20 protein-coding genes are annotated in these 25159 nt (G+C 69.0%); 13 read left to right on the forward strand and 7 right to left on the reverse strand.

From position 1 onward, the window contains the following. The first annotated feature begins 110 nt into the window (after nucleotides 1-110). The gene (locus SYV04_RS42435; RefSeq protein WP_321551833.1) at nucleotides 111-1052 is read left to right on the forward strand and encodes a hypothetical protein; all 942 of its coding nucleotides are present in this window, start codon (nucleotides 111-113) and stop codon (nucleotides 1050-1052) included. Between the two features lie 60 nt (nucleotides 1053-1112). Here SYV04_RS42435 and SYV04_RS42440 read toward each other — a convergent pair whose 3' ends face one another. Further along, complete coding sequence (locus tag SYV04_RS42440) at nucleotides 1113-1523, reverse strand: GFA family protein (protein WP_321551834.1); 411 nt, start codon at nucleotides 1521-1523, stop codon at nucleotides 1113-1115. 193 nt (nucleotides 1524-1716) lie between these two features. On the opposite strand from SYV04_RS42440, the gene SYV04_RS42445 reads away from it, so the two are divergent. The 4 genes from SYV04_RS42445 (at nucleotide 1717) to SYV04_RS42460 (ending at nucleotide 5890) form a co-directional block, all read left to right on the forward strand. Continuing rightward, a complete protein-coding gene (locus SYV04_RS42445; RefSeq protein WP_321551835.1) occupies nucleotides 1717-2445 on the forward strand; it encodes a response regulator transcription factor in 729 nt (242 codons plus the stop codon). 114 nt (nucleotides 2446-2559) lie between these two features. Beyond that, on the forward strand, nucleotides 2560-3894 hold the full coding sequence (locus SYV04_RS42450) for an efflux RND transporter periplasmic adaptor subunit (RefSeq protein WP_321551836.1): 1335 nt from the start codon (nucleotides 2560-2562) through the stop codon (nucleotides 3892-3894). Between the two features lie 23 nt (nucleotides 3895-3917). Continuing rightward, nucleotides 3918-4658, forward strand: a complete 741-nt coding sequence (locus tag SYV04_RS42455; RefSeq protein ID WP_321551837.1) for an ABC transporter ATP-binding protein — start codon at nucleotides 3918-3920, stop codon at nucleotides 4656-4658. Continuing rightward, nucleotides 4658-5890, forward strand: a complete 1233-nt coding sequence (locus tag SYV04_RS42460; RefSeq protein WP_321551863.1) for an ABC transporter permease — start codon at nucleotides 4658-4660, stop codon at nucleotides 5888-5890. Before SYV04_RS42455 ends, SYV04_RS42460 begins: the two co-directional genes overlap by 1 nt. Before the next feature lie 3 nt (nucleotides 5891-5893). On the opposite strand, the gene SYV04_RS42465 is transcribed toward SYV04_RS42460, so the two are convergent. Then, entirely contained in the window at nucleotides 5894-8272 is a 2379-nt protein-coding gene (locus tag SYV04_RS42465; RefSeq protein ID WP_321551838.1) for a lytic transglycosylase domain-containing protein, read from the reverse strand. Between the two features lie 345 nt (nucleotides 8273-8617). Between SYV04_RS42465 and SYV04_RS42470 the strand changes: the two genes are divergently transcribed. The 4 genes from SYV04_RS42470 to SYV04_RS42485 all read left to right on the forward strand — a co-directional run bounded on the left by SYV04_RS42470 (nucleotide 8618) and on the right by SYV04_RS42485 (nucleotide 12980). Then, nucleotides 8618-9727 (forward strand): hypothetical protein, encoded by a 1110-nt coding sequence (locus SYV04_RS42470; RefSeq protein WP_321551839.1) that lies wholly within the window; start codon nucleotides 8618-8620, stop codon nucleotides 9725-9727. A gap of 82 nt (nucleotides 9728-9809) precedes the next feature. Then, nucleotides 9810-10679, forward strand: coding sequence for a tetratricopeptide repeat protein (locus SYV04_RS42475; RefSeq protein WP_321551840.1), 870 nt, complete (start codon nucleotides 9810-9812; stop codon nucleotides 10677-10679). A 193-nt stretch (nucleotides 10680-10872) separates the two neighbouring features. Then, nucleotides 10873-11652 (forward strand): ABC transporter permease, encoded by a 780-nt coding sequence (locus SYV04_RS42480; RefSeq protein WP_321551841.1) that lies wholly within the window; start codon nucleotides 10873-10875, stop codon nucleotides 11650-11652. Nucleotides 11653-11666: 14 nt separating this feature from the next. Next, entirely contained in the window at nucleotides 11667-12980 is a 1314-nt protein-coding gene (locus SYV04_RS42485) for an ABC transporter ATP-binding protein (protein ID WP_321551864.1), read from the forward strand. A 67-nt stretch (nucleotides 12981-13047) separates the two neighbouring features. Here the strand turns inward: SYV04_RS42485 and SYV04_RS42490 are convergent, their stop codons facing one another. Further along, on the reverse strand, nucleotides 13048-15396 hold the full coding sequence (locus SYV04_RS42490) for a rhamnosyltransferase WsaF family glycosyltransferase (RefSeq protein ID WP_321551842.1): 2349 nt from the start codon (nucleotides 15394-15396) through the stop codon (nucleotides 13048-13050). A gap of 112 nt (nucleotides 15397-15508) precedes the next feature. Then, a complete protein-coding gene (locus tag SYV04_RS42495) occupies nucleotides 15509-18106 on the reverse strand; it encodes a glycosyltransferase family 2 protein (RefSeq protein WP_321551843.1) in 2598 nt (865 codons plus the stop codon). 123 nt (nucleotides 18107-18229) lie between these two features. Here SYV04_RS42495 and SYV04_RS42500 point away from each other — a divergent pair, with 123 nt between their 5' ends. Together SYV04_RS42500 and SYV04_RS42505 are read left to right on the forward strand one after the other, a co-directional pair. Beyond that, a complete protein-coding gene (locus SYV04_RS42500) occupies nucleotides 18230-19069 on the forward strand; it encodes a glycosyltransferase family 2 protein (protein ID WP_321551844.1) in 840 nt (279 codons plus the stop codon). Then, the gene (locus SYV04_RS42505; protein WP_321551845.1) at nucleotides 19066-20478 is read left to right on the forward strand and encodes a glycosyltransferase; all 1413 of its coding nucleotides are present in this window, start codon (nucleotides 19066-19068) and stop codon (nucleotides 20476-20478) included. The genes SYV04_RS42500 and SYV04_RS42505 overlap by 4 nt, the downstream gene beginning before the upstream one ends. Nucleotides 20479-20483: 5 nt before the next feature. On the opposite strand, the gene SYV04_RS42510 is transcribed toward SYV04_RS42505, so the two are convergent. Genes SYV04_RS42510 through SYV04_RS42520 form a run of 3 tightly spaced genes read right to left on the reverse strand, consistent with a single transcriptional unit; the run spans nucleotide 20484 to nucleotide 23403 of the window. Further along, nucleotides 20484-21017 carry a GNAT family N-acetyltransferase gene (locus tag SYV04_RS42510; RefSeq protein ID WP_321551846.1) on the reverse strand — a complete coding sequence of 178 codons (534 nt, stop codon included), beginning with the start codon at nucleotides 21015-21017 and terminating at the stop codon, nucleotides 20484-20486. 29 nt (nucleotides 21018-21046) lie between these two features. Continuing rightward, nucleotides 21047-22144 (reverse strand): TOMM precursor leader peptide-binding protein, encoded by a 1098-nt coding sequence (locus SYV04_RS42515; RefSeq protein ID WP_321551847.1) that lies wholly within the window; start codon nucleotides 22142-22144, stop codon nucleotides 21047-21049. Beyond that, complete coding sequence (locus tag SYV04_RS42520) at nucleotides 22141-23403, reverse strand: CIA30 family protein (RefSeq protein ID WP_321551848.1); 1263 nt, start codon at nucleotides 23401-23403, stop codon at nucleotides 22141-22143. The genes SYV04_RS42515 and SYV04_RS42520 overlap by 4 nt, the downstream gene beginning before the upstream one ends. Nucleotides 23404-23584: 181 nt before the next feature. On the opposite strand from SYV04_RS42520, the gene SYV04_RS42525 reads away from it, so the two are divergent. Then, entirely contained in the window at nucleotides 23585-23731 is a 147-nt protein-coding gene (locus tag SYV04_RS42525; protein WP_321551849.1) for a hypothetical protein, read from the forward strand. A 90-nt stretch (nucleotides 23732-23821) separates the two neighbouring features. After that, on the forward strand, nucleotides 23822-25159 hold the full coding sequence (locus SYV04_RS42530; protein ID WP_321551850.1) for a YcaO-like family protein: 1338 nt from the start codon (nucleotides 23822-23824) through the stop codon (nucleotides 25157-25159).

Below are 25159 nucleotides of genomic sequence, written 5' to 3' on the forward strand. Positions count from 1 at the left end.
CTGCTTCGAGGACACGTCTCCCTCTGAAACAGCTCAGCGTGGAGTGCTGGCGCGGCCTTTGCTCATGCCCGCTCCGACTCGCTGAACCCCCATTCGGAGACAGTCCTCAGATGAAGAACCTCGTGAAGCCGTTCCTCTCTCTCGTCAGCACCCTGGCGTTCGCCGCCGCGCTCTTTCTGAACGGACAGGCGCAGGCCGCCCAGCCCCTGAACCTCGAGTCTTTGGCCTGGCAGGCCACGGGCCCCGGCACCGTGACGAGCACCCCGGACAGCGGTCCGGCCGACTCGATGGCCTTCGACTACTTCCTGAACGGCCCGGCCGTCTGGAGCCCCCAGCAGTGGACCTTCACCGCCACCGCGCCTCAGACCGCCACGCTCAACCTCGACTGGACCTACTTCGGCTTCCACGCCTGGTTCATGGTCCACGCCAATGCGCAGGCCTTCGCGGATGGTCCCAACGGCCGCACCTATGCCCCCCTCTACTCGCGCAACTACGGCGATGTCTGGTCGGTCACCGGTACCGCCTCGCTCCAGCTCCATGAGGGCTACGCGTTCGGCTTCATCATCGACGGCCAGAACTTCGACAGCGACTCGCGCCTGCTCGGCAACCTGAAGATCACCGCCAGGTTCAACCTCGAGTCGCAGTCGTGGCAGGCCTCGGGCCCTGGCACCGTGACGATGACCCCGGACAGCGGCCCGGCTGACTCGATGGCCTTCGACTACTTCCTGAACGGCTCGGCCGTCTGGAGCCCCCAGCAGTGGACCTTCGCCGCCACCGCGTCCCATACCACCCTGCTGAACTTTGACTGGACCTACTTCGGCTTCCACGCCTGGTTCATGGTCTACGCCAACGCGCAGGCCTTCGCGGATGGTCCCAACGGCCGCACCTATGCCCCCCTCTACTCGCGCAACTACGGCGATGTCTGGTCGGTCAACGGCACCGCCTCGCTCCAGCTTCACGCGGGCTACCCGTTCGGCTTCATCATCGACGGCCAGAACTTCGACAGCGACTCGCGCCTGCTCGGCAACCTGAAGATCACCGCCAAGCCCTGAGTCCCGCTGCCTCCCGCTGCCCCGGGCCCTGCGTCCCGGGGCAGTGGCGTTTTCCCACTGCTACCACGACACCTGCTCGTCCGAACCGCCGAACATGGCCGGGAAGCCCTTGAAGTGCGGCAGCGTGTCCTTGATGGGCAACAGCGCGTGCTGGCACTGGATGTGGAACGTGGGCTTGAACAGGCCCTGGTGCAGCAGAAGCGCCGTGATGCTGCGAATGCCCAGCCCTGGCGGCTCGGCGTAGAGGCGGGTGCCGCACTCCCGGCAGAAGGCGCGCACGGTCGTCTTGAGCTTCCAGTAGGCGGGCTCGCCCGCCACGAGCCGGGTCGCGGGAATGCGGTACATCACGGCGGGGAGATAGGCGGCGCCATGTACCGCCTGGCAGTCCTCACAGTGGCAGTAGAACTGCGCCAGCGGCTCTCCCGTGAGCTCCATCCTGACCGCGCCGCAGTAGCATTGAACGGTGACCATGCGTGTTACTTCTCCTGGCGCCCCACCCACGTGCCAAGAAACATTTCGTCATCCTGCCGAAGCCTGACAGTCATCTCGGCCTGCCAGGGTGTACGTGTGCGGCCCGGGAGACAGCGTTCCCCTCCTGACTCTCACCGGAACTCCTCCACGCCACTGCTCCCGGGTCGCACACTTGCCCTCTATCTTCCATTCCATGGAAGAGACGCCTCGCGGCGGTGCGAACGACGGGACGATCCAGGTGCTCCTGGTGGAGGACGACGAGCGGCTGGCCCGGCTCACCGCCCGCTACCTGCAGGAGCACGGCCTCGTCGTCACCGTCGCCCGCACCGGCCCAGAGGGCCTGTCCGAGGCCAGCCGTCATCCCTTCGACGTCATCCTGCTGGACCTGATGCTCCCAGGACGGGACGGGGTGGAGGTGTGCCGCGAGCTGCGCACCCGGAGCGATGTGCCCATCATCATGGTCACCGCTCGCGGAGAGGAAGCGGACCGGGTGCTGGGGCTGGAGACGGGCGCGGACGACTACCTGCTCAAGCCGTACTCCTCGCGCGAGCTGCTCGCGCGCATCCGCGCCCAGGTCCGCAGGTCCCGGGGCCAGGCGGGTCCCGCCACCCAGCCCATCCAGGTCGGCCGGCTGCAGCTCGATCCGAGCAGCCTCACCGCCACCCTGGACGGCCGAGCCCTGTCACTGACGAGCTACGAATTCGTGCTGCTGCGGGTGCTGGCCGAGCGCGCCGGTCGCGTGCTCAACCGCGAGCAGATCCTGGATCTCACCAAGGGCAGCGCGGACGAGGTGTTCGACCGCTCCATCGACGTCCACATCTTCCGCCTCCGGCAGAAGCTCGAGGAAGACCCGCGCAACCCCAAGCTGCTCAAGACGGTCCGCGGCGCGGGCTACATGCTCACTCGCGGAGATGAACCCTGAGCGCACCCGCCGCCCCGGTCGTCCAGCAAGCGACCCACCACGGGGAGCAAGCGCTTCACACTTCGTAATCCGGGCGGCATTCACGGAAATGCAGCGCCGCGTACATCTGGTGGCATGAGTGCCGCCACCCCGTTGCCGCGATACGAAGAAGCCTCTCCCTCCGCGCCTCCCGCCCTGTCCGAGCCGCCCCTGCGTCGGCGGCTGCCACGGCGCTGGGGCGTGTGGCTGCTGGCCCTGCTCGTGGTGGCGGCGGGAGCCACGTGGCTGCTCCGGCGCCAGCCCACGGACGTGGCTCCCTCGTACGAGACCCAGCCCGTGGGCCGGCGGCTCATCGAGTCTCGTGTGACGGCCACGGGGACGCTCTCCGCGCTGGTCACGGTCGAGGTGGGCAGTCAGGTCTCCGGCCGCATCCAGGAGCTAATGGTCGACTACAACTCGACGGTGAAGAAGGGGCAGGTCATCGCCCGCATCGATCCGCAGCTCTACGAGGCGGCGGTAGCACGGGCGAAGGCGAACGTGATGGCCGCCAAGGCCAACGTCCACCGCGCCCGCGTGGACGCCGAGACCGCGCGCAAGCAGGCGGAGCGCTCGCGGGTGCTGAGCGACAAGCAGCTCATCGCCCAGGCGGAGACGGAGACCGCCGAGGCCAGCGCGGAGTCGGCCCAGGCGGCGGTGGCCTCCGCGGAAGGAGCCCTGGCCCAGGCGCAGGCCACGCTCAGCGAGGCGCAAGTGAACCTGCGCTACACCACCATCGTGTCCCCCACGGACGGCATCGTCATCTCGCGCAGCGTGGACGTGGGGCAGACGGTAGCGGCCTCGCTCCAGGCCCCGACCCTGTTCACCATCGCCGAGGACCTGCGGAAGATGCAGGTGAACACGAGCGTGCCCGAGGCGGACGTGGGCCGGCTGGAGCCGGGAATGCCCGCCGCCTTCACCGTGGACGCCTATCCCGGTGAGCGCTTCGAGGGAGTCATCCGGCAGATCCGCAACGCGCCCCAGACGGTGCAGAACGTCGTCACGTACGACGCCGTCATCGACGTGGAGAACCCCGAGCTGAAGCTCAAGCCGGGCATGACGGCCAATGTCACCCTCACCACCGCGCGCAAGGAGGACGCGCTGGCCGTGCCCAACGCGGCGTTGCGCTTCAAGCCTCCCACCCCAGCTCCGGAGCAAGTGCAGGCAGCGAGTGCCACGGGAGGTTCGGGTGGCCAGCCTCGGGCCACGGATGGGAGCCGGACGCTGTACGTGCTGCGTGACGGGAGCCCCACCCCCGTGCGCGTGCGGCTCGGGGTGACGGATGGCTCGGTGACGGAGGTGGTGTCGGGCGAGCTGCGCGAGGGCGATCAAGCCATCACCTCGCAGGCAGGGAGCGCGGGCGCCACCGCGAGCACGACCGGAGCAAGGCCCTCGGCGGGCGGACCGCCGCCAATGGGCCGAGGACCTTTCTAGCGCTGGGACGAAGGAGACCCACCATGGACAGCACTGACAACCGAGCCCTCATCGAGCTGCGCTGCGTGAACAAGGTCTACCGGTCGGGAGACGTGGAGGTGACAGCCCTGCGCGGGGTGGACTTCAAGGTGGAGTCCGGGGACTTCGTGTCCATCATGGGCTCGAGCGGCTCGGGGAAGTCCACGTTGATGAACATCCTCGGGTGCCTGGACCGGCCTACCGCGGGCCAGTACCTGCTCGCGGGCCGGGACGTGTCCCGACTGGACCGGGACGCCCTGGCGCGGACGCGAAACCAGACCATCGGCTTCGTGTTCCAGAGCTTCAACCTGCTGGCGCGCACCTCCGCCCTGGAGAACGTGGAGCTGCCGCTGCTCTATGGTGGCGTGGGCTCGCGCGAGCGCCGCAAGCGGGCCCAGGAGGCGCTCGAGCGCGTCGGGCTGGGCGGGCGCCTGGAGCACCACCCTCGTCAGCTCTCCGGTGGGCAGCAGCAGCGGGTGGCCATCGCCCGCGCGCTGGTGAACCGGCCGCGCGTCATCCTCGCGGACGAGCCCACGGGCAACCTGGACTCCCGCACCAGCATCGAGGTGATGGCGCTCTTCCAGGAGCTGCGCCGCGAGGGCCTCACCGTGGTGCTGGTGACGCATGAGCCGGACGTGGCCGAGTTCACCGAGCGGGTGGTGGTGGTGAAGGACGGGCGGATCGTCTCCGACCGGCGCCAGAAGCCTCGCCCCGCGGTGGTCCCCCCCGAGGAGGCGGCGGCTTGATGAACTTCCTGGAGACATTGCGGCTGGCGTTCCGGTCGCTCCTGCGCAGCAAGACGCGCTCGTTCCTCACCGCCCTGGGCATCATCATCGGCGTGTCGGCCGTCATCGCCATGGTCGCCATCGGCGATGGGGCGCGCGCCAGCGTCGACAAGGTGTTCCAGTCCATGGGGACCGATCTGCTCATCGTCCTGCCGGGCTCTTCCTCGTCCGGAGGAGCGCGCGGGGGCTTTGGCAGCCAGCCCACCCTCACCTGGGCGGACCTGGAGGCCATCCGCACCCAGGTGCCCAGCGTGCGCGCCGCGGCCCCCGAGCTGCGCGCCTCCGCGCAGGTGCTCTCCGAGGAGCAGAACTGGACGACGGGCGTGGTGGGCACCACGCCGGACTTCTTCCAGGTGCGCAGCTGGACCATGGCCTCGGGACAGGCTTTCACCGAGCAGGACGTGGAGGCGGGCTCGAAGGTGGCGGTTCTCGGCGCGACGGTGGTGGAGAAGCTCTTCGGCCCGGGCGTAGACCCCGTGGGGCAGGTGGTGCGCATCCAGAAGACGCCCTTCACGGTGGTGGCGGTGACCGCGCGCAAGGGCCAGTCCCCCGTCGGCCAGGACTTCGATGACATCGTCTTCGTCCCCCGCACCAGCTTCCAGCGGCAGATCCAGGCGCAGAGCCTCGGAGCATTCATCCCGGGGGCCCTCTTCGTGCAGGCCGACCCCGCGGCGGGAACGGCCCAGGCGCAGGAGGCCATCACCAGCCTGCTGCGCGAGCGACACCGGCTGGCGGAGGGTCAGGCCAACGACTTCGACGTCCGCGATCTCTCCGAGCTGGCGAACAACCGCCAGGAGAGCACCCGCACGCTGAGCCTGTTGCTGGCCTCCATCGCCGCCGTGTCGCTGGTGGTGGGCGGCATCGGCATCATGAACATCATGCTGGTGAGCGTCACCGAGCGCACGCGCGAGATTGGCGTGCGGGCCGCGGTGGGCGCGAGGCCGCGCGACATCCTCATCCAGTTCCTCATCGAGTCGCTCACGCTGGCACTGCTCGGTGGCAGCATCGGCGCGGCCCTCGGCCTGGGCGTGGCACAGCTCCTCGCGGCCCAGTTCCAGTGGCCGCTGCTGGTGCGGCCGGAGGTCGTCCTGCTGGCGCTCGGCTTCAGCGGCGCGGTGGGCGTGGGCTTCGGTCTCTACCCGGCGCGCAAGGCCAGCCAGCTCGATCCCATCGACGCCCTCCGGTACGAATGAGGCTCACCTCTTGAGAGTCCCCGCATCCGCCTCCCGGGTCACCAGCCCCGTCGAGCTCTCGGCCGCGCGCTCCGCGCCGATGCGCAGCAGCGGCGTCTTCGCCGTGTAGAGCAGCTTGTAGGCGCCGTAGCTGCCGAGCACGCGCTTGACGTACTCGCGCGTCTCCTCGATGGAGATGTGCTCCACCCACTCATCGAGCTCCGCCTCCGGCAGGGCCTTCTGCCAGCGCTCCACCGCGTGGGGCCCGGCGTTGTAGGCGGCCACCGCGAAGGCGGGGTTCCCCTCGAAGCGATCGAGCAGCTGTCCCAGATAGGTCGCGCCCACGCGGATGTTCTCGGCCGGCTGCAGCAGCACCTGCTCGTTCACGGTGGGCATCTTGAGGGTGGCGGCCACCGCGCGGGCCGTGGCGGGCATGAGCTGGGTGAGTCCGAGCGCGCCCGTCGAGGAGCGCGCCCGAGGGTTGAAGCGGCTCTCCTCGCGGATGAGGCCCTGGAGCAGATCCGGGTCCACCCGGGCCTTGCGCGCGTGGCGCTCCACGAGCGGACGGTACGCCAGCGGCCACGTCGCTTCCCAGATGGGCCGGGACGCGGGGCTCAGCGGACCATGCACCTCCTGGCGCAGGGAGACACGGGCCACATGCCGCGCGGCCTTGCCTCTCCCGGTGCGCTGGAGGATCTGGAAGACCAGTCGCGCCGGCGCCTCGTTGAGCGCCCGGTGGTCCACCGCGAGCAACTCCTGCACGGCGCCGCGCTGGCCCAGCCGCAGCAACTCCACACCGGCGGTGAAGCGCGGATCCTTCGCCAGCGTGCCCAACGGCAGCGGCCAGACCTCACCGGGCTCGCTGGGCGTGGTCGCCTCAGCGGATGCCTTGGCACGCTCCAGACGCTCGGGAGCAAGCAGCGCGAGGCGCGAACGGGCGAGGATTCCGTACCAGGCCGCGGGCCGCTCCATGGCGATGCGCTCGTAGCGGGACAGCGCCTCCTGCAGCGCGTTCTGCCCCTCCAGCATCCGGGCGTGCCAGTACTGGGCGCGCCAGAGCGCCTCATCCGTCCGGGCCGCCTGCGGCAGTTGCTCCACCGCCTGCAGCGAAGCCAGCGCGGCCGGATGCTCTCCCTTGCGGTGGTGGAGCCAGAACGCGCGGAACAGCGCCTCGGAGGAGAAGTTCCCCGCCGGGTAGCGTCCGGCGACCTCCTCGTAGCGCGCCAGGGCGGCATCCGCCTGTCCCACGCGCTGGAGGAGCCAGGCCTCGAAGAAGAGCGCGTCATCGGCGTAGCCGTGCTCCGGATAGTCGCGTGAGAGCGTGGCGTAGGTGGGGATGGCGGCCTCCGGCTCCACCACCGACTGCGAGTAGGCCAGCATGTAGAGCGCCTGGGGCCGCACCTCGGGCGTGTTGCACTGCTGAGCCACCGGGGTGAGCACCTGGATGGCCCGGCGGTGCTTGCGCTCCTTGCGCAGGGCCTTGCCATAGGTGAGGTGCGCGCGGCAGGCCAGCTCCTCCGGCAGCGACAGATGCGGGAGCATCCGCTCCAACTGCTCCATCGCGGCCACGTTGTAGTGCAGCTCCACGAAGGTCTCGGCCCGGCGCACCCTCCACTTGAGGGGCAGCGGCAACCCCTGGAGCCGCTGCTGGGCGCGCTGGGCCTCGCGCGACAGCGGGCTGGTGGCCCACACCTCCAGCAGCGCGCGGTGCTCGGCGTTGTAGTCGCCCTTCGCGCGCGCCAGGTCGCACGTCTCCATCAGCGCCTTCATGCGGATGGCATCCGGCCCGCGCGACTTGCGGCTCTCGATGAGCTGGGCCAGGGCGTCCAGCGCCCCGGCGAAGTCCCGCCGGCGCTCGAGCGCGTTCGACAGGCTGAAGCGCGCCTCGGGGTACAAGGGCGAGGCCGCGCTCACGGCCGCGAACTGCTCGGCGGCGAGCTTCCACCGCCGCAGCGCCTCGTTGGCCTGGGCGGCCCGCAGCAGGCAGTGGTCTCGAAGGACGGTGTATTCCCCCGCCAGCGTCGCGAACTCCTCGGCCGCGGTGGCGAAGTCCCGGGCGTTGAACGCGCTCTGCGCCATCAGGAAGCGCACCGGCAACGTGGCCTGCTCCTGGGCGAGCAGGGTCCGCGCGCGGCGGTACCGCCCCCGGTCGAACTCCGCCTTCGCCCGAGCCAGCGTTCCCTCGCCGAAGTACGACGCGAACTGCTCCGGCCCAAAGGTGGCCTCGGAGAGCTCGCCACCCGCGGGCTGCGCGGCCGGAGAGTCGAGCAGCGCGTCCAATTGCTCCTCGGAGAGCACCTCGCCGGCAGGCGCGTCTTCACCAGGAGCTTGCGCCCAGACGGCACGCGCTCCCAGCACGCCTGTACAGGCCAGCAGCACCACCACGCGACGAAATCCAGCCATGCCAGTCACCCGCCCGTAAGCCAGGGGGCAAATGGATTGTCACGAGCGGCGCGGATGGGACTGGGGGCCTCGCATGAAGGATCCGCGCCGTCTTCCAGCGGATACGCGCGACCGATCGCTGCACGAAACACGACGGCCGTGCGTAGGCAGCGGTGGCGGTTGGGCCTACCTGCCCTTCGTCCCTACGACCGCGCGTGCTTGCGCTTCTGTAGGGCCGGATCGCACCTTGAAGCAGTGCCGTCTCACTCGAAAAGGTCCTCCCGACCAGGAGGCAAGCGAGGTAGCCACGGGACGGAGGTCCTTGCGCGGCAGCGTGCGCTGTACGCCCTGCCCCTGAACGAGTTCATGCGGGCACGCAACGCGCTCGCGGGGGAGCTGAAGACCCAAGGCCAGACGAAGCAGGCGCAAGCCACGAGGCAGCTGCGGCGCCCCGTCGTCGCCGCGTGGGCCGTCAATCAACTGGTCCACCACGCGCCGGAGAAGCTCGAGCGCCTGATGGAAGCCGCGCGAGCCCTGGAGAAGGCGCACCGCCGGGCCTTGTCCGGCCTCGGCGCGGAGGACCTGAAGGTGGCCAACCGCGCCTTTCAACAGGCGCTCGATCCCCTGATGGCCGAGGCCAGCGCCACGCTCAGCGCGGCGGGGCGCCCCCCCACGAGCGAGCTCACCCGGCAAATCGAAGAGACGCTGCGCGCCGGCTCGCTCGGGACGGAGGAGGAGCGCGCGCCCCTGGCCCAGGGCATGTTGACGCAACCGCTGCGCCAGTCCGGCTTTGGCGCCCTCTCTCCGCTCCTGCTCGTCGGGCCCTCTCCCGAGGCACGTACCCGCCCCAAGGCTCGAGCGCAGAAACCGACCCCGAGGGCCACCCGGCCTCCAGCACCAACCACGCCCGCGCCTCCCGCGGAAGGGGTGGTGCTGCGCGGTCCCTGGCGGACGCGAGACGAAGCGGAGGAAGCTCCCGAGCCCCCTGCCCCACCACCGAAGCGCCAGAGCCGCGAGACACGCACGTCCCAGGCCCAGGCTCAACGCGCCGCGAAGCTGGAGCAACGCAGGCAGGAGAACCGGAAACGCGCGCTCGAGGCCGAGGCCCGACGCAACCGCGACGCGGAGCTCGCCCGGCTCCGCCAAGAGACGAAGCAGCGGGCGCGAGATGCCGAGGCCCGGCGCGAACGTGACGCGGAACTCACCCGGCTCCGCCGAGAGGCCAGGCAGCAGGTGGAGCGCGCCGAACGCACCGAGCGCGGCGCGAGCCTGGACGTGAAACGCGCGGAGGCCCTGCTCAAGGCCGCCCAGGCGAAGACCCAGCGCATGCGCGAGGCCTTCGAGCAGGCGGAGGCCGCGGAGCAGCAACGGGCCGAAGAGGTCGCCCACGTACGGGAAGAGGCCCAGACGGCGACACGTGCCCTCGAGCAGGCACGGAGCGCGCTGCGGGAGCTCGACTCGCGCCTGTCTCCGTAGGGCCCCAAAGCGATGCGCGGTTCGTTCTATGCTGGCAGGCCACGGAACCCTCCACACCGGGCATACGCCCAGGAGTCTTCACATGCTTCGCGCTGGAACCGGGAGAGGCCTTCACCCCAGGGTGAGCGGCCTGGCCCTGGCCCTCTTCCTGCTGGCGACGCCCGGCGCCGCGCAGGACGCGGCCTCGAAGGCGGAGTCCTTCTTCGGCAAGGAGGAGCTGACCCGCCAGGTGGGGCTCCACGAGAAGAACTGCAAGAAGGGCGATGCGATGGAGTGCTTCAACCTGGGCCTGGCCTACGCCCAGGGGCTCGGGGTGCCGAAGGACGCGGCGCGCGCGGCCACCCTCTTCAAGCAGGCGTGTGACAAGAAGCACCTGGAGGCCTGCAACAACCTCGGCATCGCCTACGCGGAAGGCCAGGGCGTGGCGAGAGACCCGAAGCAGGCCCTGGCCCTCTTCGAGAAGACCTGCAAGGCCGAGGACATGAAGGGCTGCTTCAACGTTGGCCTGGCCTACGAGAACGGCACGGCGGGGCGGCAGGACGCCGTGCTCGCGGCCAGCTTCTTCGAGAAGGCCTGCGGCAAGGGCCACGCCGACGGCTGCCTGCTGCTCGGCCTGGCCCACGCGCAGGGCAAGGGGGTGGAGAAGAGCCCGGAGCGCGCCACCACCCTCTTCTCGAAGTCCTGCACGGCCGGGAACATGAAGAGCTGCAGCCTGCTCGGGGTGTCCTACATGTCGGGCGTCGGCGTAGCGCAGGACAAGAAGCACGCGGCCACCCTCTTCGAGAAGTCCTGCGAGGCGGGAATCGCCGGCGGCTGCTTCAACCTCGGCATCGCCTACCAGCGGGGCCATGGAGTGGAGAAGGACCCGGCGCGGGCCAAGAGCATGGTCCAGCGCGCGTGCGACCTGGGAATGCCCCCGGCGTGTGCGGCGCTCAAGCCCAAGGTCCCCTGACGAAGCACCCTGACGTTGACGCTCCGGGAGCCTTCCCCTAGGGTGCGCGCCGCTCCACACCCGGGGGACGCCCACACGCCATGGCTGGCAGCCTGGTGGACGAGCCGTGGAGAAGGCTCAACGAGGCTTGCCTGCTGGGGTAGACCCCCGGTGCTCGCCGCCAGCCCTCTGTCTGGTGTAGGGATACCGCCGCATGTTGCGCAATCTCCGTGAGCTCTACCAGTACCGCGGCCTGCTGCTGAGCCTCACCCAACGAGAGCTGAAGGCGCGTTACCGCGGCTCGTTGCTCGGGTTCCTGTGGACGTTCCTCAACCCGACGCTGCAGATGCTCGTCTACATGCTGCTGTTCTCCGTCTTCATGCGGCAGCAGATCGAGGCCTACCCGTACTTCATGTTCATCGGGCTGCTGCCGTGGATCTGGTTCTCCACCTCCATCTCCGGTGGGGCCAGCGCCATCAGCGACCGACGGGACCTGCTCACCAAGGTGCGCTTCCCGGCCCAGGTGCTTCCGGCCACGGTGGTGGCCACCCACCTGTGCAACTTCCTGCTGTCCATGCCGCTGCTGGTGGTGCTGGGGCTCTTCTTCGGCCACACCCCCACCTGGCACCTGGTGGCCTTCCCCGGGGTGCTGCTCACGCAGCTGTGCGTGACGATGGCGCTCGCCTACCTCATCTCCGCCATCAACGTCACCTTCCGGGACCTGCAGCAGATCATCGCCAACCTGCTGACGATGTGGTTCTTCGTCACCCCCGTCTTCTACAAGGCGGCGACCATCCCCGAGAAGTTCCGGGAGGTGATGGTGCTGGCCAACCCCATGGCGGTGATGATCACGTCGTACCAGTCCATTTTCTATGATCATCAACTCCCCGCGCTGGAGCCCCTGGCGCTGTGGGCAGGTATCGCGTTGGTGCTGCTGGGAGTGGCCTCCGCCATCTTCGAGCGCCGCCGCGAAGAGTTCGCGGAGGTCGTTTGAGCCAGACACAGAACATGGACGCCATCGTCATCCGCAACGTCGTCAAGAACTTCCGCAAGAGCACCATCCGGCGGGAGTACACGACGCTCAAGTCCGAGCTGGTGCGCTGGCTGATGGGCAAGCGCGATCGCACCCCCAAGACGTCCATCGAGGCCCTGCGCGGCATCGATCTCGTCATCCCCCGGGGAAAGACGGTGGGCGTCATCGGCCGCAACGGCTCGGGCAAGAGCACGCTGCTCAAGCTGATGACGGGCATCTACTCGCCCACCTCCGGCACCATCGACATCAACGGGCGCATCTCCGCGCTGCTGGACCTGGGCGCCGGCTTCCACCCGGACTTCTCCGGCCGGGAGAACATCCTCATCAACGGCATCATCCTGGGCATGTCCCGCGCGGAGATCCGCGCGCGCATGGACGAGATCATCGCCTTCAGTGAGCTGGGCGACTTCGTCGATGAGCCGGTGCGCACCTACTCCAGCGGCATGTACATGCGGCTGGCCTTCTCCGTGGCCACCCACGTGGATCCCGACATCCTCATCGTGGATGAGATCCTCGCCGTGGGTGACGAGCACTTCGGCAAGAAGAGCATGGGGAAGATGACGGAGTTCAAGAAGGCCGGGAAGACCATCGTCCTGGTGACGCACGACCTCGGAACGATCGAGCGGTGGTGCGACCTGGCGGCGTGGATCGACGCGGGCCGCATCCGTCGGGTGGGGCCTCCGGGCGAGGTGGTGGCCGAGTACCGGCGGGCGGTTGCACTCGCCCAGCAGCAGTCGCGGGTGATGGTGCCCGCCGCGCTGGCCGCGGACGGTGGCGCGCTGCCCTCGGTGGAGCTGGCGCCCGTGCCCGTGCCTGTGCCGACACCGGAGCCGCTGCTGAAGCTGACCGAGGTGAGCCTGCGCGGGCGGGATGGCGCGGCGCTGACGCAGCTGGACACCGAGGAAGGCCTGGCGCTGCACGTGGGCTTCACGGCGCGACAGCCGCTGGAGGACGTGGACTTCGCGGTGACGCTCAAGCGGGTGGACGGAACGGTGGCGTACCAGACGAGCACCGCGGCCGAGCGGCTGAGCCTCCCTCAGCCCCTGGGGCTGCAGGGCACGCTGGTGCTGCACATCGACCGGATCGGCCTGACGTCGGGTGAGTACACCTTCGACGTGAGCGCGCGGGGGCCGGGCGGCGAGGAGTACGACACGCGGCGCGAGGAGTGCCGGTTCAAGGTGAGCTCAGCCATCGCGGACAGTGGCGTGGCCCGTCCGCCGCACCGCTGGCGGGTCGAGAGCGAGGGCATGGCCCGGCTCGATCTGCTGCCTCGGCGCGTCGGCTCCTGAAAGAGGAATGGGGCAGGAGGAGCACCGCTCCCCTGCCCCATCTCATGACACCCGCGCGGTAGCGCTGCTACCGCACCACGCCCAGTAACGGAGCCTGCTGGGACGCCCTGCCTGTGCCGAGCAGCGCGAACTCCTTCAGGGCCTCCTCCGTCTGGAGCACGGCCTTCTCCCAGGAGAGGCCACGCACGTACTGGAAGCCCGCGGCGATCGTCCGCTGGCGCAGCGCCTCGTCCTCCAGCAGGCGGCAGACCTCCTGGGAGATGCCCGCCACCGTGGGAGGCGCCAGCACCACGGCGCCCTCGGGGTAGGCCTGGTGCGTGCTCTCCACGTCGATGTCCACCACCGGGCAGCCACAGGCGGCCAGCTCCTGGGGCAGCAGGCTGTAGTTGGTGAACGAGAGGCACACCGCCACATCGCTGGCGGAGAAGACGCGCCGCAGCCCGTCGAAGTCCAGCACCCCGTGGGAGACGAAGGGGAACGGCAGCGCGGAGGGCGGCAGCTCCGCCCCGGCGATGTGGATCTCCACCTCGGGGAAGCGCGCCTTCACCTGCCCCAGCGACAGCGCCACCAGCTCGAAACCCCGGCGGGTGGTGTTGGGGCGCATGTACGCGAACACCTTGCGCTTGCCGTCGCGCAGCACCGGATCCGGGTAGTAGACGTCATGGTCCACCGCGAGCTGGAAGCTCCGGGCGTGCATGCCGTACTTGGTGCGCATCAGCGACTCGAGCCACGGGCCGGCGGTGAGCCCATAGAAGCCGAAGCGGTAGGTGTCCTCGGCCATCTGCCACTCGGCGCCCACGCCGAAGAAGTCGGGCTCGTAGTCCTGGATGAAGTAGGCCTTCACCGGCGCGCAGTTGGTGGCGCGCACCCGGTAGGCGGTGTGCCAGGCGGTGGCCATGACGATGTCCGCCGGCTCCATCTCCTCCTCGCCCAGGTGCAGCACCGGGGCCTGGATGGGCAGGAACCACTGGTGGACCATCGCCTGCAGCCGCATCGGCTCGGGAGGCAGCCCGTGGCTGTCCGTCATGTAGACGCGGCAGCGGTGGCCCAGGAGCTCCAGGAAGTGGATGGTGCGGAAGATGGTCATATGGCCACCTCCGCCGCGCCCGAAGGGAGGAATCACCCAGTTGATGACCAGGTGCTCCGGGTCCAGCGTGCGCGCGCTCGAAGAGGGCACCACGGCGCGGGCCTTGGGCGGCTGAGCCAGCAGGCGGTAGTGATCCTGCTCCCACCAGCCCCGAGGCTCCTTGGGAGGCGTCCTCAGGGCGCGATGCGCCGACAGCAGCGCCTTGGAGATGCCTTCGCGGCGGTACTGCTTCCAGCTGATCGCCACCTTGTGGCCCACGGTGCTGACCGTGTCGAGCTTGCCGCGCGAGGCCAGGGTGCTCTGGAGCGCCTTGCTCGCATCCTGGAGCAGGCTGGAGCGGGCCACGCGCGCGTCCGCGTCCCCCTTGAGCTGGTGGTGCAGGGAGATGCGGCGAATCACCGCCTGGGGCAGCAATTCGTGCCGGTCCCCGAGGAACCAGCCCAGGGCCTGGCCCACGTTGCGGCCCACCGTCACCGCCGCCTTGGAGAGCTTGTCCTTCTCGCGCGGGTCGGCCATCAGCTGGCGCACGTCCTGCTTGGACTGGAGCAGGCTGTGGTGCATCAGCCGGCGGATGCCGGGCATGTCGGGCAGATCGAAGTACTCGCGGTGGTAGCGCGCCTCATCGAAGGTGCGGCGCGCCTGGACCAGCGGCGAGTAGTTGTGGCTATGGCGCACCACCGAGCGAGGCGCATACGCCTTGATGTAGCCCGCCTCCAGGACGTCCGAGGCCCACATCTGGTCTTCCATGAACTCCACATCCCGGTAGGGGATGCGGGTCCACACCGAGCGGCGCAGGGCGGCGTTGTTGTCGGAGAAGAAGCGGTAGTAGGGCTTGTTCGCCTCGTAGTGCGCCCACCCCTCGGGCCCCGGCTTGATGCGGAACAGGGTGGTGTCGGCGCCGAAGTTGGCGAAGTGCCGCTCCAGCATGTACGCCTCGGCGGGCATGCAGTCGGGGTGCGGCGCGTGGCGGCCGAACACGCCGGCCACCTGCTCGTTCTCCCGCATCGGGGCGACCAGCTCTCGCAGCCAGGCGCGGTCCGCCGGGACGGCGTCCTGGGTGATGAGCGCGACGAACGGGCTGTGGCTGTGCTGGACGGCCAGGTTGCGCGTACGGCCGTGTCCGAAGGTGCTCGGATCGATCTCCATCAGGCGGGCCGGGAAGGCTCGGATGGTGTCCAGGGAACCATCCGTGGAGCCGCTGTCGACGCAGAGCACCTCGAAGGGGAAATCCGTCTTCTGACGGAAGACCGCGGCGAGACACTCGCGTAGCAGGGCCCCGCCGTTCTTGACGGGAATGATGACGGTCACCAACGGAGTGTCTTGATTCATGATCTCTACTTGACTTGACGGCCGGCCCTGAGCAAGGGCGGCGCCTATAACATGTGGTTGAGACAGGCCACAAGGCGCGGGGCCCACCCCCGCCGAGCGACCTGTCCGGGGCTTATCGGGGACCGAGCAACGCCTGCGTCGCGGGGAGCTCCCAGGCGAGCATCTGCACCGCCAGGGACTCGGCGGTGCGCTCGTCCGTGCGCAGCGAGCTGTCCATCGTCGCGAAGGTGAGGTTCGGGTTGTAGAAGGGGTCGCCGCGCCGCGTCCACGGGCGGAACGCGCTGTACGAGAGCCAGGCGTCCCGGTCGGGGATGGCGTGGAAGCGGCGCGTGGCCGACTCATGATGCACCAGGCACGCATGAGGGGTGTACACACACCGCAGCCCACGCCCGACGACGCGCAGCGCCAGCTCCACGTCGCTGCCGGAGACGATCATCCGCTCGTCGTAGCCGCCGACCTGCTCGAAGACCTCGCGGCGCATCATCATGCAGGCGCCGGTGACGGCCAGGAAGTCGCGGATGCAGTCGGCGCGACCGAAGGGCGTCCACTCCTCGTCCGGGCGGCCCCGCCAGAAGGCATGCGTCGCGAAGCCTCCAGGCCCGAGCACCACGCCCGCGTGCTGGATGCTCCGGTTGGGGAAGAGCAGCATCGGGCCCACCACGCCCACCTCCGGGCGCTGGGCCTGGGCGATGAGCTCCTCCAGCCACCCCTCCTCGATGATCTCGATGTCGTTGTTGAGGAAGAGCAGCAGCTCGCCCTTGGCATAGCGGGCCGCGAAGTTGTTGATGGCCGAGTAGTTGAAGGGGTGGTTCCAGGTGAGCTTGAGGATGCGCGGATCCTCCAGCTCCTCCAGCAGCGCGTGGGTCCGGGGGTCCACCGAGTTGTTGGAGACGAGGATGAGCTGCCAGTTCTCCCAGCGCGTCTGGGCGCTGAAGGTGCTCCACAACTGCTGGAGCAGCTCCGGCTTGTCCTTGAAGGGGACGATGATGGAGACGCGCGGGCTGCCCTTCACCTGCGGGCGCACGCGCAGCGTGCCCGTGCGCGTCACCTGCACCTCGGCCTCTTCTCCGCAGCGCGACAGGTGCTGGGTGAGCGCGACGTGGGCCGCCGCGTTGACGAAGTGGAAGGCCCGAGGCGTCTCACGGCGGTGGTAGAGCACCGTGGTCACGTGCGCCGCCGGGGTGGAGGACTCCGAGGCGCGAAGGACCAGCTCGTACAGCTCGGCGCCGTCGAAGCCCTCCTGGATGCCGCCGAGCTCCTCGAATGCCTTGCGGCGCATGACGAGTAAGCGCGAGGCGTAGTCGCACGCGCGCTGCATGTCCCGGCTCCAGTCCGGCTTGAAGAAGGGGCGGCAGCGGTTGCCGCCTCCATCCAGCCGGTCCTCGTCCGAGTACACCATGCGCGCCTCCGGCTGGGCGTCGAGCGCGAGCGCCATCTCCGCCAGGGCGTGGGGCGCGAGCCGGTCCGCCGGGTCGATGAACACCAGGGCCTCGCCCCGCGCGGTCTTGGCCGCCAGGTTGAGGGCGGCCCCATGGCTGGCGCTGGCCGCGGAGGGGATGAAGCGCAGCCGGCTGTCGGCGGTCCACTCCGGAGGCAGGGTGCCACGCAGCTGCTCCAGCGCGTGCTCGGGCCCCGCGACGCACAGCTCCCACAGCTCGTAGCTCTGCGCCAGCAGGGAGCCAATGCACTCGCGCCAGTGCGCGAGGTTGAGCTCACGCGCGCCCACCAGCACCGAGAAGGAGGGAAGCTGCCGCAGCTGGCGAACCGCGCGGGCGGCGGTGAGCATGCGCGCGGGCTCGAACATCGCGCACCACTGGCGGTACTCCACGTCCGAGAAGGGCGGAAGGATGGCCAGGTGGCGCGCCAGGGCGCGGGTGGCCTCGCGGGTGAAGTCGCGCTGGGGCGCGAGCGTCTCGCGCCACAGCTCCGGCAGGTTCAGCTCCGGGGGGCAGGGATCGGCCACCGCCTCCAGACGGCGTACGAATTCCTGGGCCTGGGCGCGCGTCGGCATCGAGTCGCCCGTACCGGCGAGCAGCGCCTCGATGGCGATGTGGTTCCAGCTCCGCATGCGCTCGAGCGCCGGGCGCAGCAGCTTGCTCAGGCCGGCCACTCCCGAGCGCTTGAGGAGCCCCACGGCCTTGGCGACGGCCGCCTTGCGGTGGGACTGGTGCAGCCAGGCGGTGGGGTCGGCGAGCGGCTCCAGCAACTGGCGCAGCTGGCTCTGGACCGCTTCCGAGTCGGTGCCGGTGTAGCGCTCGGGCTCCACGAGGATGGAGGTCAGCTGCTCGTTGAAGCGGAACTGCGTCCGCAGCAGCTCCATCTGGAACGGACGGGCCGCGCGCAGCATGCGCCGGTACCCACGAGAGCCGCCCCGCGCGACGAAGCGCCGCTCCACCTCGCCCAGGATGTTGGAGTAGAGCGGAAACGGGCGCGGCCCCGGGATGAAGGACGCGGAACCCCGGGGAGCGCGCAGGCGGAGCTCGCGCAGCATCTCTCGCAGGATGCGCTCGGGGCCGGCCAGCTCGGCGGCGGTGGCGTCGCTGCGACGCAGCTCGTCGACCAGGAGGAACTGGGCCCCCGCGCGCTCGGCGAGGTCCGCGGCGGACTCGATGCTGGGAGGGGGAAGAGACCCGCGCTCGTTACTGCCTCCTTCCATGATGGTCAGTCCGGGAGACGCGCCGTTCGCGGGGCGCTGAGAAGGCTCACGCATGGAGCGGCTCTATATCATCCGGCCCTCGATGGGGAAGCCATGCTCGGCCGGCTGCCCAGGGAGCAAGGGCGGCCCTCGAGATGCTCGCGGCGGGCCGGGTGCCTGGTGTAGGGATACAGCCGCATGTCGCGCGATCTCGATGATGCCGTGCTGTGGCTGGGCATCGTCCTCTACCAGAATGTTCCGCGAGAGCTGGAGCGGCTGTGCGCGGCGCTGCGACTGAACCAGGAGACGCCGGGGACACCGGCCTTCCGGGTGGTGTGGTGGGACAACTCGCCGACGGATGCGCTGCGTGCGGAACTTTCCCGGCTGGCGCCAGGGAGCGACTACCGCTTCGCGGGGGCGAACCTGGGCTTCGGCGCGGCGCACAACCGCGTCATGAAGGAGGCGTTCGCCTCACCTACCACCCGCTACTATCTGTGCGTCAACCCGGACGGAGTGCCCCACCCTCGCTGCCTGAGCGAACTGGTGACGGAGGCGGAGCGAGCGGAGCGCACGGGACTCATCGAGGCGCGGCTGTTCCCGGACGAGCACCCCAAGCCCTACGAGCCGGTGACACATGAGACGCCCTGGTGCTCGGGATGCGTGCTGCTTCTCACGCGGGAGCTATACCGGCAGGTGGGGGGCTTCGATGAGCGCTTCTTCATGTACTGCGAGGACGTGGATCTCTCCTGGCGGGCGCGAGCCGCGGGCTTCTCCATCCGGGTAGCCCCGCGAGCGCTCGTCCACCACTACACGGTAGATCGGGAGATCACCACGCGCCGGGAGCTGAGCGTGCGCCGCAGCGCCGCGCTGTTGGGCGCCAAGTACGGCAACGCGGCGTTCGCGCGGGAGCGCTTGCGCGAGTACCAGGCGCTGGGCGGCGAACCGTTCTCCCTGCCCGCCGTGGCGCGTCCTCCCGCCGCGATGGCACGCGTCGCCGACTTCCGGCACCTCTTCATGTTCGCGGAGTCGCGCTGGTGAGTGCCCTCCCCCAAGATACGGTCGACAGGCACCTGCACTCCTTCGTGCTGAGACGCGCGGCGCCCGGCAGCCGGGTCCTCCTGCTGGGGAAGAACGACGCGCTGGCCAGGGAGCTGGCTTGCTCTGGCCGCGAGCTGGTGTCGGGCGAAGCCCTCGACACCGAAGCGTGGCGAAGGTTCGCACCGACCCACGTGGTCCTCGCGGAGAGCCTTCCAGCGGAGGGACTCGAAGCCCGCCTGCGCCTCCTTCGTGAGGCAGTCCCCGAGGCGGAGATCCTCCTCGGCTTTGCCAACACTGGAGCGGCGAGCGCACTGCTCGCCACCCTGGTGGACGGCACTCCGGCTCGCCAGGGCCCTTCCGAGGCCAGCTTCGCACACTGCCTCTCCGCCTGTCGGCTGAGGGTGGTGCATCGCGAGGCGCACGAGGAAGCGTCCCGGCGGACTTCCCTCGCCGAGGGTGCCGAGCGAGCCCTGAACCAGTTGCTGTCCCAGCTCTCACCCGGAGCTGGCGCCGACGTACTCCTCTACGTCCTGGCACGAGCACATGAGGAAGCCCCCTCCGTAAGCCATGAGCCGGAACTGCTCAGCGTCGTGCTCTGGAACGGCCCCGAGCACCGGCACCTGCTCGACGAGGCGGTCTTCTCTTTGGCCTGCCAGAGGTACCGGCCCCTCGAGATTGTCCTGGTGGAGCCGGACGCAAGCGCTGGGGACGCGCTGCGGACGCTGGAGAAGTACCAGCACATCGAGGACTTCCGCATTCAGCATGTGCGCGGTCCCCAGGGTGGGCTGATGAACGAGGCGATCCGTCGGGCCCGTGGCCAGTACCTGGCCTTCTTCGAGGCTTCAGGACTCATCTACCCCGGGCACTTCGAGAAGCTCATCGGGGCGCTGCGCGGGACAACAGCGGCGTGGGCGGTCTCGCGTGCCTTCCGACGCGTGTCGCGTGCCATCCCTGGAGGAGACGACTACATCGAGACGAAGGTCCCCTTCCCTCTCGGGGACCACCTGGAGTTGGCCCACTTCCGCCAACACCCGTGGCTGCTCCATGTATTCGTCATCGATCGGAACCGGACCGCGAGCTTTCCCTTGAGTGTGCCCGACCCCGCGCCCGGGAAGGCGGCAGCGCTGCCCCTGCGGCTCGCGGCTCTGTTCGAGCCCGTGTTCCTCAATGGCCTGGCCACCTGCGAGCAGCGGGAGCCGGAGCGTGATCCTCCGGCCATGGAGCCGGGTACGGAGTCCTTGCAGGTCCTGCGCTCCTGGGATGCGCTGGAGCAAACGGTGGCGCGCGCCAGTCAGACCACGAAGGGCCTGCGGCATCGCGCGCTCGATGGTCTCAATGACAGATTGCGTCGCTGGGCACCCCGGCTCCACGGGGCGCTGCGCTCCTCGGCGTCGAGGTGGTTGAGGTAACTCGGTCAGCGAGCCTGGAGGTACTCCGCCTCGCTCCGCCAGTCACTCCTCAGGATCGAATACAGGTACATGTCCGCGTAGCGCCCGTTGAGGAGCGTGATGCTGCGACAGATCCCCTCTCGCTGCATTCCCAGCAGATGCGCCACGTGGCAGGGCGCGTCGTTCCCGACGGTCACTGTCGCCTGAATCCTCTCGACGGGCAGGGTCGAGAACAGGCGACTGATGAGCAGGCGGCATGCCGTGACGGCGATCCGGCGTTGGCGAAACCGAGGATGGACCTGGGCCCATATCTCGAGTCCCTGGAAGAGATCCGTGCGCGTGAAGGGATTGAAGTACCCCACCAGGCCCATGGGCTCGCCTCCTTCGGAGGCCAGGATCAGGAACATGCCATCCGTCCGCGCATCCCAGGGGTGCGACAGCATGCCCTCCCATTGCTCACGAGACACGGGCCAGACGTTCAAGAAGGAGCCCGCGAAGTCTGGATCTCCGAGCCAGTCCGCGAGGAGCTGGGAGTCTTCCCGCACGACGGATTTCAACACGACTTGACTGCTGAGCACCCTCGCCACCGTCATCTGCCTTCCTCCTGCTTCAAGAGCATCCGTCCGAGGCGGATCTCCTCATCCCCCCAGGGGAAGACGCGCGCTGCGGGTGAATGACCGCAGGCGGGGCAGGCGGGATGTTTCAGCACCGGGTGGAGACTCCGCTCCTGGGTAAGGACATCCACGAGGAGGCTGCGCCCGCTCAGGCGAGAGGGCTCGAGTCCGGTCAGTTGGAGGAGCACCTCCACTGCCACCGCGTTGGCAAGCTGTCGTTGGAAAGGGGGGAACCCGAGCCGCTTGCCCACGAGCAGCCCCTGCTCGACCTGCGCGCAATGAAGGAGCTGCTCCTTCCAGGCCTTGAGGTGACTCTCCTGCCGGAGGTTCACGCACTCGAAGCACGCTGTCCCCGGTGTGTGGAGCGGCCCGATCCACCCCTCCGCATCCAGCGTCAGCCGGACCGCGAGCAAGCTGGAGCCCAACCGCAGGCAGAGGCGATTCAACTCCCGCATCCGCCGGGTGAAGCTGAACTCGCCGTCCTGCACACCGATGACGAGGCTGGCCCCCGGAACGACGGCCTCCAGCGCCTCGATGGGGTGCGCCTGGACTCGGACAGGGAGCTGCACCTCGAGGGACACAGGGGCTCCTTCCGTCACGAGCTCGATGGCACCGATGGCGCACTCCGCCAGGGCAAGCACCAGCTCTCGGGACAGCTCCGAATGCCCCACCACGACGACGCGCGCCTGACGCAGGCGCTCGAGGGGGCGGTACGGATCTGGAAAGCTCCGGGAGAGCAGCGCCACCACGCCGCCGAACGCCCTGAGTTCATCCGCGGAGAACGCCTGCTCCGGCCCCACATCCACCACCACGTGGTGAGCCCACAGCAAGTCCAGCAGTGTATCCACGCTCCCAGCCTCGGGCTTCCCCGCGAGCGCGGCTCGGATCTCCCCAACGGTGCGAGTGCCGTCCATGAGCGGCAGCAGTTGATCCACCAGGAGGGAGACCTGCGTGCCCTGGCAGCGGAGCAACTCCCTACCGCTCGTCATGATGTAACAGGTGGCATCGCCATCGCGGACGACGCTCCTCGAAGGCCCCAACCGGGGTCGCCTGGCTTCGAGTTCTTCGTTCATGAGTAGAGCTCCAGCTTGCGTATCTCGAGATGGATGTCCTGGCCCCGATAGCCGAACACCCGGAGGTAGAGCGCGAGCACGTCCTCTCCCGTCCAGCCGCACCGGTCGCTCACGAAACGGTGGAACCGGGAGAAAGGGACTTCGTGGCACGTCCACTCAGGGTGTGTCGCCAGCAGGTGAATGAACTCCGCTCCCGGCTGTTGCGCCCGCTGCGTCGCCAGGCAGATCTGGTACGCCTTTCCGTCCCCACGTGCCTCGAAGCGGAGACCCGCCTGGCCTCGCAGATTCATGGGGGAGCGGTCCCGCCGCAGGAACCGCATGAGGGAGATGAACGGCAGGGCCACCTCGATGCCAACCCTCCCACTCAGCGCGACACCGTCCTCGCAGCTCGGCCCCAGCGAAGTGACATGCCCCTGGCTGAGCCCATCCGTACACAACTCCCAGTCGGAGTCCGACGAGTGGAACAGGGGCGAGCCACCCCGGGGGCGAGAGACCGGTGCCGGGCGCATCCGTTCGAGCCTGCTCCGCCACTCCGCTTCCAACTCGACCAGGCCGCAGCCGTAGAGTCGCTCGCAGGCCACCTCTTCCAGAAGTCGGGGATCATCCCTGAGCGCCTGGAGGAGACGTGTGAAGGCGCTGACACCACGCTCCTCGATCAGATGGAGGACGAAGGAGCCCGCGCGCGCGTAGGCGAGCCGGTTGCTCTCATCGGGCATCTCTCGGATGCGCAAGTCTCCCCAGGCGCCATGAGGCCGCAGTTCCTGGACCAGCGTGCGCATGCCCTCTGGCTGTTCAGCGAGAAGGTGATGGAGCGAGGGCGCATCGTCCCTCAACGAGAAGGGAAAGTAGGTGCTCGGAGAGAGCAGGTAGGAGCAAGCGACGGCCCAACCTTCGGAGAAGAAGGGGGAACTGGACGCGAACAAGAGCAGGTGGGCGAGCTCGTGAACGACCTCGGGTGAGAGATCCTCTCCAGGCGGCAGTGTCCGCGGATTCACCGGGAGGACGATGCGCGGCAGTGCCAGAGATGGATAGGCGACGGGCACCAACTGCCTTGCATCCAGCACGACCTCGAACGGCGTGACGAAGTCCAGGGAGGACAGCCTGCGAAGGCGGTGAATCGTTCGGCTGACATGGCTTGCCAGCGCCTGAACCACCTGGGGCGTCACCTCGGAGGGATCGAACCACAACTGCGCCAGTCCCGGCGCGATCTCCGGGATGGCTGCGCGAGCGGGCTCGGACCGAGTCAGGCGATGCGGCATCACACCCGAGAGGGAGCGAGGACCCTCGAAACGTGACGGCGTTCGAAGCTCGTCCGCGCTTCGAGAGGATCCGGGCTGGCAAGCCGTGCGCTCCCTCATCACAGACCCGCCATCGTCCATCCATTCATTGGGTGGAACGGTTCGGCACGCCACCTGGTGCATCCAGCCGAGGAGGTCAACCATGAACGAACAGGTGCAGTCGATCGAGGTCGAAGCAGCAGTGCAGGCGAGCGCGTTCTCCATCGAGAAGGTCAGCGAGTTCGAGGAGGAAGCCTCTGCCCCCGCCAGTGCGTGTTGCTGCTGCTGCAGCAGCAACAAGCCTGCGTAAAGCGACACCAGGCGTGCGGCCTCGGGTGCTGAACCTGCGGGGTCCTCGTGGCCCCGCAGCACGGCACCGCGCCGACAACGAGACTGGACCATGCGAACGAATGAAGACTCCCCCTCTTGGGTGGAACAGCTGGTCAGTGCTCGCATCGGAATCGGGCATGCGATCACACGGACTCCGTCTCGAGCAGGCGAGCCGCGCGTCCACCTCTGCAGCGTCGAGGCGGCCCCCCTGGGCCCACTCAACAGTCTCCCGCCCCGGCGGAACTGCGGCGGCGCGGGGCTGACCCCCGAAGAGGCCTTACGCTCCGCGCTCGGAGAGTTGCTGGAGGGCTACTGCGCCTCGTTCATGGAGCCCAAGAACATCCTCTTCGGCACCTACCGACAGCTCCGCAATCACCACGAGGTCATCGAACCCGAGCGGTTCGCGCTCTTCTCGGATCGCCAATACGCGCGACCCGGCTTTCCGTTCCAACGCTTCTCGGACGACGCACCTCTCTCTTGGGTCTGGGGGTACTCCCTCGTCCGGAGAAAGCCCATCCTGCTCCCTGCCTCCCGTGTCTACATGCCCTGCCTCACTCGGCCCGGCGAAGCGGACATCGGTCACACCCTCTCGACGGGATTGGGCGCGGGCCCTTCACGGGAGCGCGCCATCCTCTCCGGCCTCTACGAGTGTCTCGAGCGGGACGCGTTCACCCTCTTCTGGATGAACGATCTCCCAGTTCGCCGGATCGACCTCCGCGGCGCATCCCGCGCAACGCCTGCCGGCCGCGTGTTTCTCGAACACCTCGCCGTCCCGGGCCATGAGTACCGGGCCTACGACATCACCCACGATCTCGGCGTGCCCACGACCTACACCATCCTGTCCTGCCAGACGTTCCAGGGGCCGCTCCACGTGGTGGGCGCCGCTTCGCGACTCGATGGAAGCCAGGCCACGCTGAAGGCACTCCTGGAAGCCGTTCAAGGCAAACCGTACGTCCTGTGGCAGCTCCAGCGCCACGCCGGCTGGAAGCCCGCGGCGGACTTCTCGAACGTCACCGACTTCTCGCTCTCGTGCATGCTCTACACGGCGGTGCGGGAGCTGACACCCCACCTGCTCGGAATCGACCAGCGGGTGAGCGCGGAGCTGACCCTGGACGCGCTGCCCCGATGGGAGCCCACCGACGCGACCACCGAGCTCGAGGAGCTGGTCCGCCGGCTGGAAGCCCAGGGCTACGAGGCCTTGGTGGTCGATCTCACGACGCCGGATATCCGGTCGCTCGGGCTGACGGTGGTTCGTGTCGTCACCCCGGAGCTCCAGCCGCTCCACGCCGACCATCGCTGGCCCTTCCTCGGAGGCAAGCGACTCTACGAAGTCCCCGTCCGGATCGGGGCTCGCGCGGAGCGGGTGAAGGAGGAACAGCTGAGCCGCTATCCCCACCCCTTCCCCTGA

The organism is Hyalangium ruber (assembly GCF_034259325.1).
In the GTDB taxonomy this organism is placed as follows: Bacteria; Myxococcota; Myxococcia; order Myxococcales; family Myxococcaceae; genus Hyalangium_A; species Hyalangium_A rubrum.

Bases quoted from the DNA above. Each gene is read 5' to 3' on its own strand.
- SYV04_RS42450 (WP_321551836.1), top strand. From the start codon at position 2,560: ATGAGTGCCGCCACCCCGTTGCCGCGATACGAAGAAGCCTCTCCCTCC.
- SYV04_RS42475 (WP_321551840.1), top strand. From the start codon at position 9,810: ATGCTTCGCGCTGGAACCGGGAGAGGCCTTCACCCCAGGGTGAGCGGC.
- SYV04_RS42525 (WP_321551849.1), top strand. From the start codon at position 23,585: ATGAACGAACAGGTGCAGTCGATCGAGGTCGAAGCAGCAGTGCAGGCG.
- SYV04_RS42495 (WP_321551843.1), bottom strand. From the start codon at position 18,106: ATGCGTGAGCCTTCTCAGCGCCCCGCGAACGGCGCGTCTCCCGGACTG.
- SYV04_RS42470 (WP_321551839.1), top strand. From the start codon at position 8,618: ATGCGGGCACGCAACGCGCTCGCGGGGGAGCTGAAGACCCAAGGCCAG.
- SYV04_RS42455 (WP_321551837.1), top strand. From the start codon at position 3,918: ATGGACAGCACTGACAACCGAGCCCTCATCGAGCTGCGCTGCGTGAAC.
- SYV04_RS42435 (WP_321551833.1), top strand. From the start codon at position 111: ATGAAGAACCTCGTGAAGCCGTTCCTCTCTCTCGTCAGCACCCTGGCG.
- SYV04_RS42520 (WP_321551848.1), bottom strand. From the start codon at position 23,403: ATGCCGCATCGCCTGACTCGGTCCGAGCCCGCTCGCGCAGCCATCCCG.
- SYV04_RS42480 (WP_321551841.1), top strand. From the start codon at position 10,873: ATGTTGCGCAATCTCCGTGAGCTCTACCAGTACCGCGGCCTGCTGCTG.
- SYV04_RS42490 (WP_321551842.1), bottom strand. From the start codon at position 15,396: ATGAATCAAGACACTCCGTTGGTGACCGTCATCATTCCCGTCAAGAAC.
- SYV04_RS42445 (WP_321551835.1), top strand. From the start codon at position 1,717: ATGGAAGAGACGCCTCGCGGCGGTGCGAACGACGGGACGATCCAGGTG.
- SYV04_RS42515 (WP_321551847.1), bottom strand. From the start codon at position 22,144: ATGAACGAAGAACTCGAAGCCAGGCGACCCCGGTTGGGGCCTTCGAGG.
- SYV04_RS42485 (WP_321551864.1), top strand. From the start codon at position 11,667: ATGGACGCCATCGTCATCCGCAACGTCGTCAAGAACTTCCGCAAGAGC.
- SYV04_RS42465 (WP_321551838.1), bottom strand. From the start codon at position 8,272: ATGGCTGGATTTCGTCGCGTGGTGGTGCTGCTGGCCTGTACAGGCGTG.
- SYV04_RS42440 (WP_321551834.1), bottom strand. From the start codon at position 1,523: ATGGTCACCGTTCAATGCTACTGCGGCGCGGTCAGGATGGAGCTCACG.
- SYV04_RS42530 (WP_321551850.1), top strand. From the start codon at position 23,822: ATGCGAACGAATGAAGACTCCCCCTCTTGGGTGGAACAGCTGGTCAGT.
- SYV04_RS42460 (WP_321551863.1), top strand. From the start codon at position 4,658: ATGAACTTCCTGGAGACATTGCGGCTGGCGTTCCGGTCGCTCCTGCGC.
- SYV04_RS42500 (WP_321551844.1), top strand. From the start codon at position 18,230: ATGTCGCGCGATCTCGATGATGCCGTGCTGTGGCTGGGCATCGTCCTC.